Origin of the sequence: Polaromonas vacuolata (genome assembly GCF_012584515.1) — a bacterium.
In the GTDB taxonomy this organism is placed as follows: domain Bacteria; phylum Pseudomonadota; class Gammaproteobacteria; order Burkholderiales; family Burkholderiaceae_C; genus Polaromonas; species Polaromonas vacuolata.
Map to the genome: position 1 here is coordinate 1,513,234 of NZ_CP051461.1, position 16,342 is coordinate 1,529,575.

Consider the following 16,342-nt stretch of genomic DNA (forward strand, 5'->3'; position numbering starts at 1 on the left):
ACTGAGCGCAATGTTTGTGTTCGGTTTTTTTTCGGAGACACAAATTTGCTCACCTCCTTTGCGACTCAATTTAAGACTGAAAAAATCATCACTGCTGGCGGCCCGATAAACGCACGCAGCGGCGGCAAAGGCCCACCGTTGCTGCTATTGCATGGTCATCCACAAAGCCACGTGATGTGGCATTTAGTTGCACCAGCATTGGCCGAACACTTCAGCTTAGTGATGATGGATTTACGCGGCTACGGCGACTCTTTTCGAGCGACACCGGACGCACAACACGCAGCCCACTCCAAACGCGCTATGGCACAAGATGCTGTGGAAGTCATGCGCCACTTCGGCTTTGAGCGTTTCGCCGTGCTGGCACACGACCGCGGTGCGCGTGTGGCGCACCGGCTTGCCGCTGACCATGTAGAGGCGGTCAGCAAAATGCTGCTACTTGATATTGCACCCACATTAGGCATGTACGCCAACACCAGCGAAGCGTTTGCAAAAGCCTATTGGCATTGGTTTTTCTTGATTCAGCCACTGCCCTTGCCAGAGGCCTTGATTACCTCCGATCCGGTGCGCTACTTGCGCAGCGTGATGGGTAAGCGCCATGCTGGATTAGCCGCTTTTGCGTCCGCCGCGCTGGCCGAATACGAGCGCTGTATACAAATACCCGGTAGCGCCGAATCGATGTGCGAAGACTACCGCGCATCCGCCGGCATTGACTTAGAACACGACCGCCAAGACATCAACGCGGGTCGCAAACTAGCGCTGCCAGTGCGTGTGCTGTGGGGCGAGCACGGCGTCATCAGTCAATGTTTTGATCCACTGGCTTTGTGGCGTGAACGCGCTAGCGATGTGTCTGGCTCAGCCGTGGCTTGCGGCCACTACATTGCCGAAGAGTTACCCGAAAGAGTGATTCAAGAAGCGCTCGAATTCTTCAAAAGTCCGGCGTGATTGCCGACTTTTAATCGCTTTTAAACCCCCAACGAAAGAACATGATGAGCAGCAGTTTTGGCAAAAAAAGAATCGCCGTTATTCCCGGCGACGGCATTGGTAAAGAAGTCATGCCAGAAGGCATACGCGTGATGGACGCAGCCGCGCGCAAGTTCGGGCTTGACCTGCATTTTGACCATTTTGATTTTTCTAGCTGGGACTACTGCGAGAAGCACGGAAAGATGCTGCCCGATGACTGGAAAGACCAAATCGGCGGCCATGATGCGATTTATTTTGGCGCTGTTGGTTGGCCTGAAAAAATCGCCGATCACGTCTCGCTGTGGGGTTCTTTGTTGCTGTTTCGCCGCGAGTTCGACCAGTACATCAACCTGCGCCCGGCCCGCCTCATGCCCGGCATCATCGCACCCGTCGTCAGGCGCGACGGCAGCGCGCGCTTACCCGGTGAGATTGATTTTTACATCGTGCGTGAAAACACCGAAGGCGAGTACTCCAGCATTGGCGGCAAGGCCTTCCCCGGCACCGACCGCGAGTTTGTTTTGCAAGAGTCAGTCTTCACCCGCATAGGTGTAGACCGGGTGCTTAAGTTTGCGTTCGAGTTGGCCCAATCGCGCCCTAAAAAGCATTTGACCAGCGCAACAAAGTCAAACGGTATTTCTATCTCCATGCCTTACTGGGACGAGCGTGTGGCTGAGATGGCCAAGGGCTATCCAGAGATTAATTTGGATAAATTTCACATCGATATATTGACCGCCCACTTTGTGCAGCGGCCAGACTTTTTTGATGTGGTGGTGGCGAGTAATTTGTTCGGCGATATTCTTAGCGACTTGGGTCCCGCCTGCACCGGCACGATTGGTATTGCGCCTAGCGCCAACCTAAATCCAGAACGTAAATTTCCTTCTTTGTTTGAGCCAGTGCATGGTTCGGCGCCTGATATCGCTGGGCGCGGCATCGCCAATCCAATTGGTCAAATCTGGTGCGGCGCGATGATGTTGCAGTTTCTTGGCCATCAAGAAGCGCATGATGCGATTCTTTCTGCGATTGAAAAAGTCTTAGCTCCCGGCAGCGGCGCGCCCCGTACGCCTGATTTGGGCGGTACGGCTTCTACGGCTGATGTGGGTAAGGCAATTGCGGAAGTTTTAGGTAGTTAAAGCTACACAAATTGACGGCATATGCAGCAGAGTAAATAAAATCACTCTGCATACTTAGCTTTGTTTCGGTTTGGCCTAAAAAACAGATTAGAATTTGTAGCTTGAGTTGAAAGAAACGGTCAGTCTGCTTGAGTTACCATTGAAAAATGTAATTTAAATAAAGTACTTTGATACAGTGCACATTGACTGTAGCGATGCCAGAGCATTTCCTACTGGCGACTTTTTTTAAGACAACTTTTTATTTCACCAATGAGGGGCTCCCTGTGAACAAGACCGAACTGATAGAGCACATTGCCAAGCATGCTGATATTTCGAAAGCTGCTGCTACCCGCGCTCTAGAAGCGACAATAGGTGCGGTAAAGACCACACTTAAAAAAGGTGGCTCCGTTTCTCTAGTGGGTTTTGGTACATTTGCGGTTGGTAAGCGCGTTGCGCGCATGGGTCGCAATCCACGCACTGGTGAAGCGATTAAAATCAAGGCAGCCAAGGTTCCGAAATTCCGGCCAGGCAAAGCGCTTAAAGACGCTTTGAACTGAACCGATGAATTTAAAAGTTTAGGTGGGGTGCTTAGCTCAGTTGGTAGAGCAGCGCCCTTACACGGCGTAGGTCGGCGGTTCGAGCCCGTCAGCACCCACCATTAACTTTAGTGATTGAAAAAAGGCGAACAACGGTTCGCCTTTTTTTTTATCATTCAGCTTTTATTTTTACTTTCACTTCACCAATTATTTTTTTGCCGCAGGTTGGCTCAGGGGAAATTCGAGATGTTTGATTTCATTCGTAAGCACACCAAAGTCACAATGGGATTTTTGTTCCTGCTGATAGTGCCGTCTTTTTTATTGCTCGGTATGAATCGAAACAATCAGGGCAACGAAAGCAGTGCGACAGTCGCCAAAGTTGATGGTCAAAAAATTACCCAAGCCCAGTGGGATCAAGCCCACATGCGCGAAGTCGAACGCCTGCGCCCAAGCATGCCGTCTATAGACCCAAAGCTTTTAGATTCACCAGAAGCGCGTTACGCCACACTAGAGCGCTTGGTGCGCGACCGCGTATTGTTTGCGGCGTCTAACAAGTTTGGTCTTGGCGTGAGCGACCAACGTTTAGCACGTGAGTTGATGCAAAACGCAGACATTGCATCGCTGCGCAATCCGGACGGCTCCTTAGATAAAGTGCGCTACAACCAATTGTTGGCCGCCCAAGGCCTCAGTCCAGAAATGTTTGAAGCCAATGTGCGTGCAGATTTATCCAGTCGCCAAGTGCTCGCTGGCGTCGCTGGCAGCGGTTTTGCTTCGACGGCAACAGCCAACGTGGCTTTGGGTGCTTACTTCGAAAAACGCGATATTCAAGTGGCTATGTTTTCCACGCCTGCCTACTCAGCAAAACTGACCGCTACAGACGCTGATTTAGAACAGTTTTACAAAGCTAACGAGGCCTTGTTCCAGGCACCTGAGCAAGCCGACATCGAATACTTGCTGCTTGATGTGGCAACGATTGAAAAAGGTCTGAATGTTAGCGATGCCGATCTGCGCGCTTACTACGATCAAAATGCCCTGCGCATGAGCGGTACCGAAGAGCGCCGCGCCAGCCATATTTTGATCAATGCACCAAAATCTGCACCGGCTGCAGAGCGCGAAGCGGCCAAAGCCAAAGCCACTGAAATTTTGGCGCAACTGAAAAAGTCACCCGATCAGTTCGCCGAATTGGCGCGCAAAAATTCACAAGACACCGGCTCTGCAGCCGCTGGTGGTGACCTCGATTTCTTCTCTCGCGGTGCAATGGTAAAACCATTTGAAGACGCTGCCTTCGCCATGAAAAAGGGCGAGATAAGTGATGTAGTTGAGTCCGACTTCGGCTACCACATCATCCGCCTGACTGACATCAAAGCACCTAAGATTCGCAGCTTCGAAGAAATGAAGCCAGAAATTTTGGCCGATGTTAAAAAGCAGCAAGCGCAAACGCGCTTTTCTGAAGTGGCAGAGTCTTTCACAAATAGCGTTTATGAGCAGTCCGATAGCCTCAAGCCAATCGCCGAACGCCTCAAGCTCGACATCCGTACCGCCACTGGTTTGACCCGCACGGCCCGCCCCGGCGCAACCGGTGCTTTAGCTAATACCAAGCTCCTCAACGCTATTTTCTCGCCAGACGCTATCGAGAAAAAACGCAATACCGCAGCCATAGATGTTGGCTCCAGCCAACTCGTTTCTGCACGCATCACGCGTTACGCCCCAGCGCATACCCAGTCTTTAGCTGAAGTTAAAGACAACGTACGTCAGCGCTGGTTAGCCCAGCGCGGCGCAGAGACGGCTCGCAAAGACGGCGCAGACAAATTAGCCGCCTGGAAGGCCGCCCCCGCAAGCGCTACTTTGCCCGCAGCTGTAGTGGTTTCACGAAGTGATCTGCAACAACTCGCGCCACAAGTAGTCGATGCAGCACTGCGCGCAGATGCCACAAGTCTGCCAATTTTTGTCGGTGTAGACATGGGCGCTCAAGGTTATGCGATTGTCAAAGTCAACAAAATGGAACAACGCGACCCACCAACCGCTGCTATCGCAGCGCAAGAGCGCAACCAATATGCACAGTGGTGGACGTCGGCAGAAAGCTTGGCCTACTACAACGTGTTGAAAGAGCGCTTGAACACACAAATTTTGGTCGCAAAACCGGTGTCGATTCAAGCAAATGCACGTTAAGCCGCACAAAGTGCTGCTCAACGGGGAAACACAGGCCTTGTAGGCCTTATAATATTGTCTTGCGGTGGCTGTAGCTCAGTTGGTAGAGTCCAGGATTGTGATTCCTGTTGTCGTGGGTTCGAGCCCCATCAGCCACCCCATTAAATACTCAATAAAATCAAGGCTCTACGGAGCCTTTATTTTTTTCTGGGCATAACTCGGGCATAAAGTAGTTTCTAGTCGCGCCATCTCGCGCACGTTCTGATCGCCGTCCAACCACTTGGCATACGTCTTGTGGAACATTTCAACGCTGTGCCCCAGCTGCTTTGCGCAAAACGCTGGATTCATTCCTGCCATCAACATTACAGTGGCGTATGTGTGCCTCATGTTGTAAGGCCTGCGGTATCTAACTCCCAAAATTTTCAAGGTAGGCGTCCAAAAGCTCCTGCGGTAGGCGCGCTCATCTACCCAAGCTGTGCGATACCTAGGGTCGGTAAAGACATGTTCGCCTGCAACTTGCGTATGTTCGCGCTGGCGCTGTATGGCGGCCAGCGCCCGGCTGTTGAGATTGACCGTACGCTCCACATTGGTCTTGGTACGGTCTTTCTGAACACCGCGCACCACGGCTTCCCTCACCACCACCAAGCCGCTGGCCAGATCCACGTTGTCCCAGCGCAAGCCAAAGATCTCAGACGTGCGCATGCCAGTCCAAAACCAAAACTCGGTAAAGTTGGAAACTTGGCCTGGGTGCTTGTCTGCCAAGCTGACCAGCACCTTTTCCATTTCTTCGCGACTAAACGGGTCAGGCGGCTCCTTCTGGTGTTTGGCGTGGGGGACTTTGATAACTGGGTTGTCAACCAGAATCTTGTCGGTGACGGCTAGCTCGACCGCTTCGCGCAGCACCTGGACGTAGTTATTTACGGTCTTGCCAGACAGATCCGGGCGTGTTGCCAAGGCTGTAAGGATGTCGCTGGTGCGCAAAGCTCGCAGCGCCTTATCTCCCAAACCCGTTATTTTCCAAAATTTGGCGCAAGACTCATATCCTGCCCGAGTGGACTCCTCGATGCGCTGGCCCTTGAGCCAGGTGTCGAGCTGAGCGCCTACCGTTAGTTTTCCACCATCGCCGGCTGCCCTAAAGTATTCAGCCATGCTGAAAGTGCTGAGTCGGATTTTCTCTTTGATCTCGGCCACCAGGCGCTCGGCATACTTTAGATTGGCCGATGTCGGGGGCATCGGCTTGCCGTTCAAGGTTAGAGTGCGATGCTGCTGCTTGCCATCGAGCGTGAACGTGACGCGGATCGAGTTTGGCCTGATGTTGACTCCACCCATGATTGATACCCTTTGATTGAAATAAGAATTCGGCCGTCTGGGCCCCTTCGGTACTCACGGCCTTCTAGCCAGATCCCGTCTTGAATCTTACGGCGTATAGCTTTTTCGCTGTATCCGGTGAGGCTGGCGGCCAGATCTACAGTGACGTATGGGGCGGTGCTCATGTTCTTTCCTTTATTAGCTTTAGTAGCTTTACTAGTTCTTCACTTGTCATATCTCGCTCAAAGTCACAACTTTTGCACCGCCACGTCGTATATTTTTTGGCCATGTTTTTGTTAATTGCAAGATGTGAGGTTCGCCATTTAAACAATCTGCTTTTTTTGGGTTGTAGTTAAAGCTAATGTTTGTTCTAAACACAAAGTTTTTGTCACAACTTGTGCAAGTATGCTCATGTCGTTCTGATTCAGAATATTTCCCGCTATCGTCTTGGCAAACTTTTTGATCTGCTTCGCAGTATGGGCATCGCATATCAGTCATGGTTTAGCTCCTTCAATTTAGCCTCGATTGCGCGGGCATAGTCAATATCAATGTTTGAGTTGCCACCTAGTCGGCACGAATTTCCGAGGTGTCTACCGATGGCATAAATATCGTCATCAGTCAGGCATTACCATGCTGGCCGATCCAGTCGTGGGCCTACCGAAGCCAAGACATCACCGTTTTCAATACGCTTCCACGAATCTTTAACTGCTCGCACGAGCTGCAAGGGGTTAGAGAATGTCAGCAGCTGGTCATACAAATCAAGTCCGTCCGGTACGTTGGCCAAGGCGTTTGCATCGGCTCCAAAAGTGCTTGTTCGTCGGTAACGCGACTGCATTTCAACCACAGATAGTTGAGCTCTTATCACCACATCGACAGCCTCTTGGCCAATAGGCTCGCACATCACTAAAGCGGAATTAAGTGCAGTCGCCAGCGTGTCAAAGTGCGTCGTTGTGCCCGTGCCGTGTTTGAGATTGAGCCAGGCTATGCGTGCTTCATTGCTGAGCTCTGCTGCTTCTTCCTTATCAAAAGTTTTCACCTTACGACAGGTCGACTCGAGAGTCATGGGGTTAGCTGGCCAGCGAGGTTGGCGCGGCTTTCTGCGTCCGTGACTCATGAAAAAAGCTCTAAGTTTTTTCCACTATCTGGCAAGATGCGATGTGCTTTAAGTTTGTTTTGCGTTTCATAAATCATTTGGCATTTAGTGTTTATTTTTGATAGTCCGTCAGGCTGGTAAATAGTAATTAGCCATGAGGTAAAAGACGACCCCATTGCATCTTTTTTGCTAGCTGCATCTTGCTGTTCTGCCTACGCGCAGTATTCAGAATTACTCACTTGGCATCCTTTCGGTAAACCCGCTTTGATCCGATCAGCGATGGAATTAACAGGCTGTCTTGCGAGCCGGGTCGCGTATTAAAAGGCCTGAGTTCGGCTCCGTCATATTTTTCTGTCGTGGATGAATTGCCGAAGCTTGGATGTGGTGTCAATGGAGGGGTAGTTTGAGTCTTTGTCATGTCCGTGATCCCTTGTTAACTAATTGGTGTGCTGCGTGGTGGATGCTGGCATTGAAGTAACGGCGCAATAGATAGCTCCGGCCAATGCTGCTAAGCGTAAATATCAGAGTGATCTGGAGGTTGTCGACTAACGTCACTTCATGGCCGTAGGCTGGGAGCACTATTGCGGTCAGTACTAATGAAATAACAAATCCAACAAGCACGTTAATTAAGGATTCGATTAGGCTTCCTAGGCGGGTCTGGGTCATGCTGCCTCCTTCGGCGCGTCAATTTGTACCTTTAAACTACCCGGCGCAAGCCCAGTGAAGCTGGTCCAGTAAGCCTCTAATGCGCATTCGCACAAATGCTCGACTGTATGGTTGTTGTTCAAAATCACATCTGGCTGAAATTCGGCGCCACTTACTTCTGAAACGTGTGCACCTGGCATCACATGAGTACCATCACGTTTGATTTGCCATATCTGACCACCCAGCTCGCGCACCATAGCGGCTTCATCTGCAAATCGGCAATCCGCTAACACTACGCGATTGCTAAAGCCCTGTTGCTGATAAAGCTGCCTGATCTCGTTCTCGGCTTTGCTGACCCAGTAATCTTCCTGCTGGTGACGTCGATAGTCAGTGCCCCACCACTGCATGATTTGCCGTGGGCTTCGTGGTGCGTCTACGTCAAATTGAGGGTCGGTTTCCATGCATACGCCGGCCATGCTGATAGCAAAGTTTTGATCCAAACAGCGGCTCAGTGCCAAGCACCGCATTGGTTGCTCTTTCGTTTCGCGCTGAGTCAGAAAAACTTGGTCGATTAAAAATGCGTTTGCTACCTCTGCGCGCAATGCGTCGGCAAACGAGATTTTGTGAAAACCGGCATGCGTGACTAAGAGGTCGGCAACAGTGTCTTTACCGCTGCAGGCTGGGCCGCTCAGACCGATGATTTTGTATTTTTTCAAGTCAGGATTCAATTTAGTACTCCCAATGTTTTGCTACAGATTTGATTGATGATCAAAGATGTGTTTTCAGTAATTCATAGGCGGGCTTCCAGCACTATCTTGGCAGCTTTATGTAATCGGCAGACCAAGTCACCATCTACTGTCCAGCTAGGGTCACGGCCTAGTGCTGCGCAAGTGGCTTTGCCGCCATCTGCTAGGGCCACTGCGTAAGCTGCGTCATCTGCTATATCTTGAGCTGCTTGTATGTCGTTTGGGCCATCGAGCAGATAAGCTGTAGAAAGCGCTATAGCAAAGAGCAGAGCGAGTGCTAGTGTTCTGACGTCTTTCATATACAAACGCCTTTTCTGCCAGTAAACTGATAGATATGCAAATTTCCAGTACTTTCTTGTCCACGCAAAGTAGTGAATTGGCTGGTTACAGCGGACAGATCATCGTGATGGCGTTTGACACCCTCGTGGACCAAAAGAGCTGTGTAGTGGGCATCACCGTTGGCACATTGAATGGGCCAAACCTGGGTGCTGCTCGTGTCAGCGCAGCTGGGCTGACTATCGTCGATAGATGCTCTACCCACCACTTGCAAAACTATCCGCAGGGCAGCGTATTCATTGCTGGGGTGGCAAATATCACCAACGCTGAAGAGCGCGTTCGCAAGGTTTTGGCGCAAGCGCTCCCAGACTCCTTTGTACTTTTGTTGTGTTCGAACATCGAGGTTTACGACGCCGCCTTTCCCGCACTGTGCGTTGATCTCCAGTCCACGAAGATGAACCCGCATTAGTTTGGTGTTCATGCGGCACCTCCTGGCATGGCAACGTTGGTCTGGTAAGTCGCTTTGGGTGTAATGACGGTGGTATTTGGGCTCCAGTCATCAACGATGTTTTTGCAGCTCAGTATTTCTGTTACTTCTTTTGCTTTGGATGACTTGCTAGTGCCTTGGTCAGAGCGGAAAATTAAATTTTCGTATTCGTTAGGGAGATCGCTATGAATCAACAGGTTCAAGTCGTCAGTATGGCTTGGTACAAAAGGGAGAACTTCGACAAACTGATGGCGCTTTTTGAGGACCGTCACATACTCCACCGCAGTTTCGACGAGTGGCTGGTGGATGCAGAGATAGTCCGCAAGAGCAAAGAGGTAAATGGTCTTAGAGTCGTCTGTGTCGACATAGACCCGGATCATTTTTTTGAATGGTGTCTCGCCGGTGGCTTGAATTTCAATGCACAAGCTCGAATTGATTACGCAAGCATGGTCGCTGACAAGGTGGTTACTGGCATAGAGTCGTCGAATGTTGAGCCGTAGCGCTTTATTGGCTGCGCAAGAACGGGACACTGTGATCGTCTTCATATTGGCCTTAAAAGTAATTTAATTGCATCGAAAGGTCGCTTTTTATCAATGAACGCTCTGTCACTGCGCTCATTGATAGCCACTCTTGGGAATGGCTGGCTGGCGTATCCCCTGTTCAGGTTTCAGCGCTACTCACACAAGCCTTTAACCCCACGCGGGCGGCTTGACTTGGCACGTTGCTGCTCTTGGCCGTGCCGCCTCATCCAGCTACCCGCTGGCTCGGTTCCGCTGCTAAACGCCAGTCACGCTTTGCTGTGCTGTCGTCGCTACGCGGGTTAAGTTTTTAAAGATCAATTTCGGGCGATGCCGTTGTTGCTTGTTTTTTACTACGATGAATGAACTTTAGCGAACTTAATTTAATTAGTCAAGCGAACTTAAGTATTTAGGCGAAATAAATCTACCCAAAAACCCTAATGCCAACCAACGGACGTAAAAAACCGCCTCAAGGGGCGGTTGGTGGGGTGGGGATCTAAGGCGCTAGATCAGGCAGGCGTAAAAAAACCACCTCAAGGGTGGTTTGTGTGGGGTGGGTTTACTTTAGATGGTCAGCCTGTGGGCGATCTTTGACCGAATGACAGCACTGTCGTTGATGCTTGCAACCGCATCGTTCGCGGCGTTCATTAGTCGCTTGGCGTCGATTTTTGGAATATCGTCCACGTCCGAGTAAACCACCATCGAATTGAATTTCTGATTATTCGCCGATAGATGCTGAAGAATGATCGTTGTGAGCCGGGCCTTATCCCGATGCTGCACACCAAATACGTAAAGTGGAATATCAGGTGTTTTGACGTAAAAATCTACCGGATAGTTTTCACTGCTTGAGATACCAGGCACTTCGTACCCCTCGATAAACCCATCCACACCAACAATATCCAGCAGCACACTTCTAAGGTCATCATTGAATGTGTTTTCAACTCTTGTGCGAGTCCAAAGTCCCAAGTCCTCAACCCGGGTCGCTCCCTGCCCCAAGGCGAAAAGCCCTTTTGAGAGCGCGTCAGCCGGAACCTCAATGAAAATCTCACCGTCAACCTCAGTTAGTCCGGCCTCTTGAAGAACGGCAAGGAAAAGCTTTTTCCGCGCTCCTGTAAGCAACTTGGAGAGGTCGTTTTCGTAACTCAATCGCATGAGCGTAGCGCCCATGTCAGACACCCGCCAGCCAGCCGTCTGATCGCTGATATAGGCGGTAAGGTGATCTCCATCCCGCCCGACGATTGGCAGTGAAACCGCAAAGTCGCTGGCGCGCTGAACCACCGCCACATCCCGGCAGAATGCGGCGCACAAGTTGTCGCGGAGTGACTCAATAGTTGCGTTCAAAATAACTTGTTCTGCGGTTCGTCAATTGGTATGGGCGGGGTCGGGCTATCGACTTGAGTTAGGCCATCTATTTTGCAGTCAGAAAGGATTTCTTTCAATGCTCCGGTTAGATCTGAATACCGAGTTGTTGTTTCAGCGTAATGATCAGCCTTTCGTCCAGCCTCCATATAGCGCTGGGTTGCCCTGTGAATGTGACAGGCCATGAAGAATGGAGCTGTGCCCTCCAAGGGGTTGCTGTGGGCGTGATCACTTCCGTTGTAACGCGCTAGTGTGATTGATTCTCCAGCCAATGTAATGTAGTACAAACCACACGAAAACCCGTTGGGGATACGGGTATTTTGACGAACGTACAACCGAAACGACATACCGTTTTCGCAAATTAAATCATAATTTGTCTGCTCTGATCCGTTCTGCAGCTTCTTGCGTGCCCTTGGATTTATTACGGTTTTTGGAACGGTTAGCAACTGCTCGATTTCAACATCAGTCAATTTCACGGGCGCTCCTTATTTTCCGCAAATACCGGCAAACCCGCCGATCTTCCTTATGACACACGGGCCGTATGGGTACGGCCATTCAAATCCGCTCACTCTGCTTCTGAACAATCTCACCAATCAAAAACACACCCTCACCGCACAGCTTGCGCGGGTAGCGGCGCTGGTCTAAGTTGTCGCTCGATAGCCACCAGTCGCCAGCGTCACGAATCATTCGCTTGATGACTAGCTCACCCTCGTAATTAACGGCAAAAACGTGACCGTCTTTTGGGTCGATGCATTCAGTATTGACCACCACTGTGTCGCCATGGTGCAAGCCCGGCTCCATGCTGCCGTTAGAGACGGACACAGCAAACAATTTATCTGGCGTAAGGCCTCTTTTAGCGTACCAATCGCAGCCAAAGACCATGGGTACACCTTCTCCCTGGTCGTATTCAACAGCAAAGCCGCTAGCGCCTGCGGATAGCTTGAAGCGCACCCGTCGAATGGCTGGATAGTCCGGGTTGTTGATTAGGTTGATTTCTTTGCTTTCAGCTATCACATCAAGACCGGTTTGACCTTTGCCGGACGATAGCCATTGCGGTTCACAGTTTAAAAATAAACAAGCAGAAATTAGGTTGTTTCCCCTCATCGACTTGGTTTCACCGCCTAACCATTGAGAAACAGCCGACTCGGAGACTTTTAATGACCGGCTTAAGTCTGCTGGCGTCTTACCCCTTGCATTAAGGACGTAAGCAAGGCGAAGTGCAAAGGTATTCATTAAGTAAGCTTAACAATTAAATACTTAAGAAAACTTGACTATTGTATTAAGTTCACTTAAGCTAGAGGCATGGACACCAAAACTCTGCTTAAAACAATCGGCGGCCAAGCTGCAATTGCTCGTGAATGCAATGTGACTGACTCGGCAGTTTCGCAATGGGTATCCGATAACAGTGTGCCGGACGCCAGACATCAATACCTGCAACTCGCGCATCCCGGCCCACATTGGGCGCTCTACCTTTCTCAAAGGGAACTCGTAGAGCCCGCAAAGGCAGCGGCATGAGCACCACAGCAATACAAATTTCAGTTGATGCTTCACCAATACAGCATCAAGACGACGAACTTCGCTGCTTACTTGAGCGTATTCCGCACGATGCCCACAAGCGTATTTCTGAGCTCGCTTGCAATCTTCTCGACTTCCGCCTTGTAGCTGAAAAAAGTTCCGCAAGCCACACAGGTCACTTGATCTACGGTTTCCGCAGCCTCGCCCTGGATGAGTTGATTGCTTCCGCAATTGGGGCATTTGATCTCGACCGTAGTGAGTTTGGTCATGGACATGGAGTTCCCTATGCAAATTGAAGTTGTGAGAAATAGATTTTTGCAAGGGGGCAACTTCTGCATTGGATGTTTTGCAGTGTCCGAAAAGGCGGTGGCATGAGGACCGCTGCATCCCAAATATTAGTTGATAGATCGCAATTGATAAGCCAAGCGGAAAAGTTTGCCTCTCTAATCGAGCTCTTTTCCAAGTATTTCTGCGGTCCTTATCTTGAACGCCTTTGCCATCTTGTCGATCTCCAACTGAAGGCTGAAGAAATTGCCGCAACTGATACAACTTATCTGATCTTCCATCTCTGGCGTGTTGCCTTGGAGGAACTGATTGCCCCCGCATTTGGGGCATTTGATTCCGGCCGTACCGATTTTCGTCATGGACATGGAGTCTCCTATGCAAATTGATTTTGCTAAAAACAGATTTTTCCATTGTGTCGAGACCACTCATATAGCGCAACTAACCGCATTTTTTACAGCACAGAAATCTAAACCATGAACAACAGGCCAGTAAATGCCATGCGGCTCATGGTTATTAAAAGGAGTCCTTTGGTTTCGCATGACTCCAGTTTGCCAAAGCTTTGTATTTGTTCCCATCCCCATTTTTTGAAGGTCTGGCTATGAACCGACGTATCGCTGCGCTGCACTTAGCGCGCCGCTTCCCTGACTTTGACTCACTTGCTGCACATATGGGTAAGCGCCCAGACACACTGCGCAAAGAATTGACCGGCGTTGATGGATACAAGTGGGGCGTTGACGATGAGGAGTTGCTGATATCGCTGTGTCTTGCCGCAAAGGTACCAAACCATCTTGCGCCAGTTACTGCTGCAGCAGTAAATGCCGGTGCTTTGTTAATCCCGTTGCCACCAGATCAGGGCGCGAATGGACCAACTTTTAAATGCCTTGCTGATGCTGCGCATGAGTTCGGTCTGTTCATGGCCAGTGCTGCTGAGTCCTTGTCTGACGGCAAAGTTAGCTTGACTGAGCTACGCGAAGTTGAGCGTCAGTTTGGCGAGCTGGTGTCTAAAGGCCAAACGTGCGTGGCCAGCATGTGTGCAATGCATGAGGCTGGTAAGCCTGCTTATCTACGTGGATCAGTCGTAGCGAGAAGTCATGAGTGAATTAAATACCGACAAGCCGCGCAAGCTATCGCACCTGGCACATAACGCGTTGGATATCGTATTGCTCGCACAGCGGCGTGGACGATTGGATCTAACGCTTGCTGAAATCCTGCACGCCTTACGAGCTCAAGCCAAGCCGGGTGCTTTGATCGAAAAGTCCAGTCTGTCGCGAGAACTCACTTACCTTGCACTGGATGGGTTTTTGCTGCGCCGTTCAGACAAGCGCCGGTCGACTTGGGAGGTGTTGCCAGCCGGTATGGCTCAACACGCTTCGCCTTCTTCTTATGCCTATTACGCACCAAGCGCTAGATCTATTGCGGAAATTCCTTCTGGGTCTACCGCACCGGCTTTAACAACCGATTTTTACTGATATCTATGCCGAGTTTTCACAAGGCTAGGCGGCAGATTGATCCCTGTGCCGAAAAGCAGTCTCACCTACTGCCTGCCGCTGTGTCTTTTTTAGGTGGTGAAAGGGTGATCATGAAAATTCAAATTAATTGCACATCGAAGGCGGTTTTTTAATGGCTGGCGATTGGATCAAGATGCGCGGCAATCTTTGGGATGACCCTAGAGTGGCGCGCCTGGTGGACGCAACTGATAGTTCCGAGGCCGTCATTGTGGGCTCTTTGTATTGGCTATGGGCTACTGCTGACCAACACACGGAAGACGGCCTGTTGATTGGTCTGACGTGCAAGAGTATTGATAGGAAGACGGGTGTCCCGGGCTTTGCCGCTGCGCTTTGTAGTATCGAGTGGCTTGAAGAGAGCTCGGACGGCGTACGCATTATTGACTTCGTTAAACACAACGGAACGTCCGCTAAAAAACGCTGCCAAGTTGCAAAGCGTGTTGCTAATCACGCTTCAGAAAATCCACCAGCGACGACAAAAAAAGGCTCTAAAGCTAACGCTCAGACAGCGCCCTACAGCGATGAGACTAACGCACAGCTAACGCAGGATGACTATGAAATGAACGCACAGCTAACGCCCATCTTTAATGACGCTAACGCCGTACTAACGCCAAGTCATCATAAAACTAACGCACACAGCGTTAGTAGTGCGTTAGCTAGAGAAGAGATAGAGAAAGAGATAGAGAAAGAAGAAAAGGGCGGTTTAACAACTCAACCTCAGTACGCGCACGACGAAGCCGTTGTCCGCCCTTCGATTGCCGGTGCAATTTGCGTTGCGATGAAAGCCGAAGGCATGACGGCAACCAACCCTTCGCACCCCAAGCTACTAGTTTTGATCGACAAAGGCGCAGACATCGGACTGTTCGCTGGCGTTGCCCGAGAGTGCGCCGAAAAGCAAAAAAACTTTGCTTACGCACTGGCGATTGTTGAGGGCCGAATGACTGATGCAGCTCAGCTGGCCAGCACTGCGCTGGCGGTACCGCAGCAAGCGTCGGAGACGGCCTACCAGCGATCATGCCGCCTGCGTGTTGCTGAAATTTCACCCGAACTGGCGCGGCCTGCACCAAGTCAAAAACCCAATCAAGACGCTGCCGATTACTTTCGATCGGTCAATTCCGCAACAATTTTGGAGATTGCAAAATGAACCTTCCCGCTGCTTGGACAGATAAGATTTTTACTAAGCTGATATTGGTTTATGGCCGTGACTTTTCATCTCGCTGGGAGGGGATGAATATTGCGGATGTGAAGGCTGACTGGTCGCACGAAATGACGGGGTATGAAAACCGGCCAAAGGCAATTGTATGGGCCTTACAAAACTTGCCGGTCAAGCCGCCGACAGTGCTGGAGTTTCGCAAAATCGCAAACACTTTGCCTGCTGAGCAAGTACCGGAACTGCATTACGTCAAGGCTGGCCAAGATCGGGTCACAAAGGAGTTGGCAAAGCTGGCGCCAGTACGCGATGCGCCCCTGTGCGGCGCGAAAGATTGGGCTCACCGCGCGATTGCGAAGGATGCTGCTGGCGAGCGAGTCATGCCCTACACGCTCATGAGTGCGCGTGCTGCACTCGGAATGGTGGGGTGAGCCAATGTCGGGACTGCCAGCAATCGGTAACGCAGCCGCACTGGGGTGGCTACTACACACGGTGCGTCCATTGCTGCGCTCGTCTAATCGCTTCGGCCCGGCCATTGAAACCTGCGCAGGAAGCGATGCTGTACGCCTTAGCTTTGCGCCCAGAAAACCCTACACGGGCGGCTGTTTTGCAGGCCCTGAAGGAGCGGGATGTGCGCTTAGCGGAGCAGAGCAAGACCTGCTTGACAACATCAAAACACAATCCATGAGCTGGGAGCAATGA

The 16,342-nt window shown here is 50.7% G+C and carries 24 protein-coding genes, 2 tRNA genes and 1 pseudogene; 15 read left to right on the forward strand and 12 right to left on the reverse strand.

Translation table 11 applies throughout. The features are described 5' to 3' along the window. Window positions 1–84 precede the first annotated feature (84 nt). From HC248_RS06870 to HC248_RS06895, 6 genes are all read left to right on the forward strand, one after another. Window positions 85–942 (forward strand): alpha/beta fold hydrolase, encoded by an 858-nt coding sequence (locus HC248_RS06870; protein ID WP_238342789.1) that lies wholly within the window; start codon window positions 85–87, stop codon window positions 940–942. A 44-nt stretch (window positions 943–986) separates the two neighbouring features. Continuing rightward, the gene (locus tag HC248_RS06875; RefSeq protein ID WP_168921855.1) at window positions 987–2,090 is read left to right on the forward strand and encodes a tartrate dehydrogenase; all 1,104 of its coding nucleotides are present in this window, start codon (window positions 987–989) and stop codon (window positions 2,088–2,090) included. Between the two features lie 263 nt (window positions 2,091–2,353). Further along, window positions 2,354–2,626: an HU family DNA-binding protein gene (locus tag HC248_RS06880; protein ID WP_168923725.1), complete on the forward strand. Its 273-nt coding sequence runs from the start codon at window positions 2,354–2,356 to the stop codon at window positions 2,624–2,626. 25 nt (window positions 2,627–2,651) lie between these two features. Continuing rightward, window positions 2,652–2,727, forward strand: a tRNA-Val gene (locus HC248_RS06885). A 124-nt stretch (window positions 2,728–2,851) separates the two neighbouring features. Then, the gene (locus tag HC248_RS06890) at window positions 2,852–4,774 is read left to right on the forward strand and encodes a SurA N-terminal domain-containing protein (protein ID WP_168921856.1); all 1,923 of its coding nucleotides are present in this window, start codon (window positions 2,852–2,854) and stop codon (window positions 4,772–4,774) included. A 64-nt stretch (window positions 4,775–4,838) separates the two neighbouring features. Further along, window positions 4,839–4,914: transfer RNA gene (locus tag HC248_RS06895), tRNA-His, on the forward strand. Window positions 4,915–4,939: 25 nt separating this feature from the next. On the opposite strand, the gene HC248_RS06900 is transcribed toward HC248_RS06895, so the two are convergent. The 7 genes from HC248_RS06900 to HC248_RS06925 all read right to left on the reverse strand — a co-directional run bounded on the left by HC248_RS06900 (window position 4,940) and on the right by HC248_RS06925 (window position 8,844). Continuing rightward, window positions 4,940–6,082, reverse strand: a complete 1,143-nt coding sequence (locus HC248_RS06900; RefSeq protein WP_168921857.1) for a site-specific integrase — start codon at window positions 6,080–6,082, stop codon at window positions 4,940–4,942. Further along, window positions 6,004–6,246, reverse strand: a complete 243-nt coding sequence (locus HC248_RS06905) for an excisionase (protein WP_168921858.1) — start codon at window positions 6,244–6,246, stop codon at window positions 6,004–6,006. Before HC248_RS06905 ends, HC248_RS06900 begins: the two co-directional genes overlap by 79 nt. A 46-nt stretch (window positions 6,247–6,292) precedes the next feature. Next, window positions 6,293–6,559: a hypothetical protein gene (locus HC248_RS06910; protein WP_168921859.1), complete on the reverse strand. Its 267-nt coding sequence runs from the start codon at window positions 6,557–6,559 to the stop codon at window positions 6,293–6,295. Between the two features lie 127 nt (window positions 6,560–6,686). Further along, complete coding sequence (locus tag HC248_RS06915; protein WP_168921860.1) at window positions 6,687–7,124, reverse strand: hypothetical protein; 438 nt, start codon at window positions 7,122–7,124, stop codon at window positions 6,687–6,689. A gap of 444 nt (window positions 7,125–7,568) precedes the next feature. After that, window positions 7,569–7,820, reverse strand: coding sequence for a DUF7220 family protein (locus tag HC248_RS17940; protein ID WP_420372000.1), 252 nt, complete (start codon window positions 7,818–7,820; stop codon window positions 7,569–7,571). Further along, complete coding sequence (locus HC248_RS06920) at window positions 7,817–8,527, reverse strand: deoxynucleotide monophosphate kinase family protein (protein WP_168921861.1); 711 nt, start codon at window positions 8,525–8,527, stop codon at window positions 7,817–7,819. The genes HC248_RS17940 and HC248_RS06920 overlap by 4 nt, the downstream gene beginning before the upstream one ends. 62 nt (window positions 8,528–8,589) lie before the next feature. Then, window positions 8,590–8,844, reverse strand: a complete 255-nt coding sequence (locus HC248_RS06925; protein ID WP_168921862.1) for a hypothetical protein — start codon at window positions 8,842–8,844, stop codon at window positions 8,590–8,592. Between the two features lie 35 nt (window positions 8,845–8,879). Between HC248_RS06925 and HC248_RS06930 the strand changes: the two genes are divergently transcribed. Next, window positions 8,880–9,290 carry a hypothetical protein gene (locus HC248_RS06930; RefSeq protein ID WP_168921863.1) on the forward strand — a complete coding sequence of 137 codons (411 nt, stop codon included), beginning with the start codon at window positions 8,880–8,882 and terminating at the stop codon, window positions 9,288–9,290. An 8-nt stretch (window positions 9,291–9,298) separates the two neighbouring features. On the opposite strand, the gene HC248_RS06935 is transcribed toward HC248_RS06930, so the two are convergent. From HC248_RS06935 to HC248_RS17945, 5 genes and pseudogenes are all read right to left on the reverse strand, one after another. Next, a complete protein-coding gene (locus HC248_RS06935; RefSeq protein WP_168921864.1) occupies window positions 9,299–9,853 on the reverse strand; it encodes a hypothetical protein in 555 nt (184 codons plus the stop codon). Window positions 9,854–10,390: 537 nt separating this feature from the next. Next, window positions 10,391–11,167 carry a DUF1828 domain-containing protein gene (locus HC248_RS06940; protein ID WP_202882432.1) on the reverse strand — a complete coding sequence of 259 codons (777 nt, stop codon included), beginning with the start codon at window positions 11,165–11,167 and terminating at the stop codon, window positions 10,391–10,393. After that, the gene (locus HC248_RS06945) at window positions 11,164–11,661 is read right to left on the reverse strand and encodes a hypothetical protein (protein ID WP_202882433.1); all 498 of its coding nucleotides are present in this window, start codon (window positions 11,659–11,661) and stop codon (window positions 11,164–11,166) included. Before HC248_RS06945 ends, HC248_RS06940 begins: the two co-directional genes overlap by 4 nt. 79 nt (window positions 11,662–11,740) lie before the next feature. Further along, window positions 11,741–12,199, reverse strand: coding sequence for a S24 family peptidase (locus HC248_RS06950; RefSeq protein ID WP_238342753.1), 459 nt, complete (start codon window positions 12,197–12,199; stop codon window positions 11,741–11,743). A gap of 51 nt (window positions 12,200–12,250) precedes the next feature. After that, a pseudogene (locus tag HC248_RS17945) lies at window positions 12,251–12,418 on the reverse strand (helix-turn-helix domain-containing protein); the annotation flags it as partial. Window positions 12,419–12,487: 69 nt separating this feature from the next. On the opposite strand from HC248_RS17945, the gene HC248_RS06955 reads away from it, so the two are divergent. From HC248_RS06955 to HC248_RS06990, 8 genes are all read left to right on the forward strand, one after another. Then, window positions 12,488–12,700, forward strand: a complete 213-nt coding sequence (locus tag HC248_RS06955; RefSeq protein ID WP_168921866.1) for a Cro/CI family transcriptional regulator — start codon at window positions 12,488–12,490, stop codon at window positions 12,698–12,700. Then, a complete protein-coding gene (locus HC248_RS06960; RefSeq protein WP_168921867.1) occupies window positions 12,697–12,996 on the forward strand; it encodes a hypothetical protein in 300 nt (99 codons plus the stop codon). The genes HC248_RS06955 and HC248_RS06960 overlap by 4 nt, the downstream gene beginning before the upstream one ends. A 75-nt stretch (window positions 12,997–13,071) precedes the next feature. After that, window positions 13,072–13,371, forward strand: coding sequence for a hypothetical protein (locus tag HC248_RS06965; RefSeq protein WP_168921868.1), 300 nt, complete (start codon window positions 13,072–13,074; stop codon window positions 13,369–13,371). 212 nt (window positions 13,372–13,583) lie between these two features. Beyond that, on the forward strand, window positions 13,584–14,084 hold the full coding sequence (locus HC248_RS06970; RefSeq protein WP_168921869.1) for a phage regulatory CII family protein: 501 nt from the start codon (window positions 13,584–13,586) through the stop codon (window positions 14,082–14,084). After that, a complete protein-coding gene (locus HC248_RS06975) occupies window positions 14,077–14,454 on the forward strand; it encodes a hypothetical protein (protein WP_168921870.1) in 378 nt (125 codons plus the stop codon). Before HC248_RS06970 ends, HC248_RS06975 begins: the two co-directional genes overlap by 8 nt. 151 nt (window positions 14,455–14,605) lie before the next feature. Then, on the forward strand, window positions 14,606–15,634 hold the full coding sequence (locus tag HC248_RS06980; RefSeq protein ID WP_168921871.1) for a hypothetical protein: 1,029 nt from the start codon (window positions 14,606–14,608) through the stop codon (window positions 15,632–15,634). Continuing rightward, a complete protein-coding gene (locus HC248_RS06985) occupies window positions 15,631–16,071 on the forward strand; it encodes a hypothetical protein (protein WP_168921872.1) in 441 nt (146 codons plus the stop codon). Before HC248_RS06980 ends, HC248_RS06985 begins: the two co-directional genes overlap by 4 nt. A gap of 4 nt (window positions 16,072–16,075) precedes the next feature. Further along, window positions 16,076–16,342, forward strand: coding sequence for a hypothetical protein (locus HC248_RS06990; protein ID WP_168921873.1), 267 nt, complete (start codon window positions 16,076–16,078; stop codon window positions 16,340–16,342).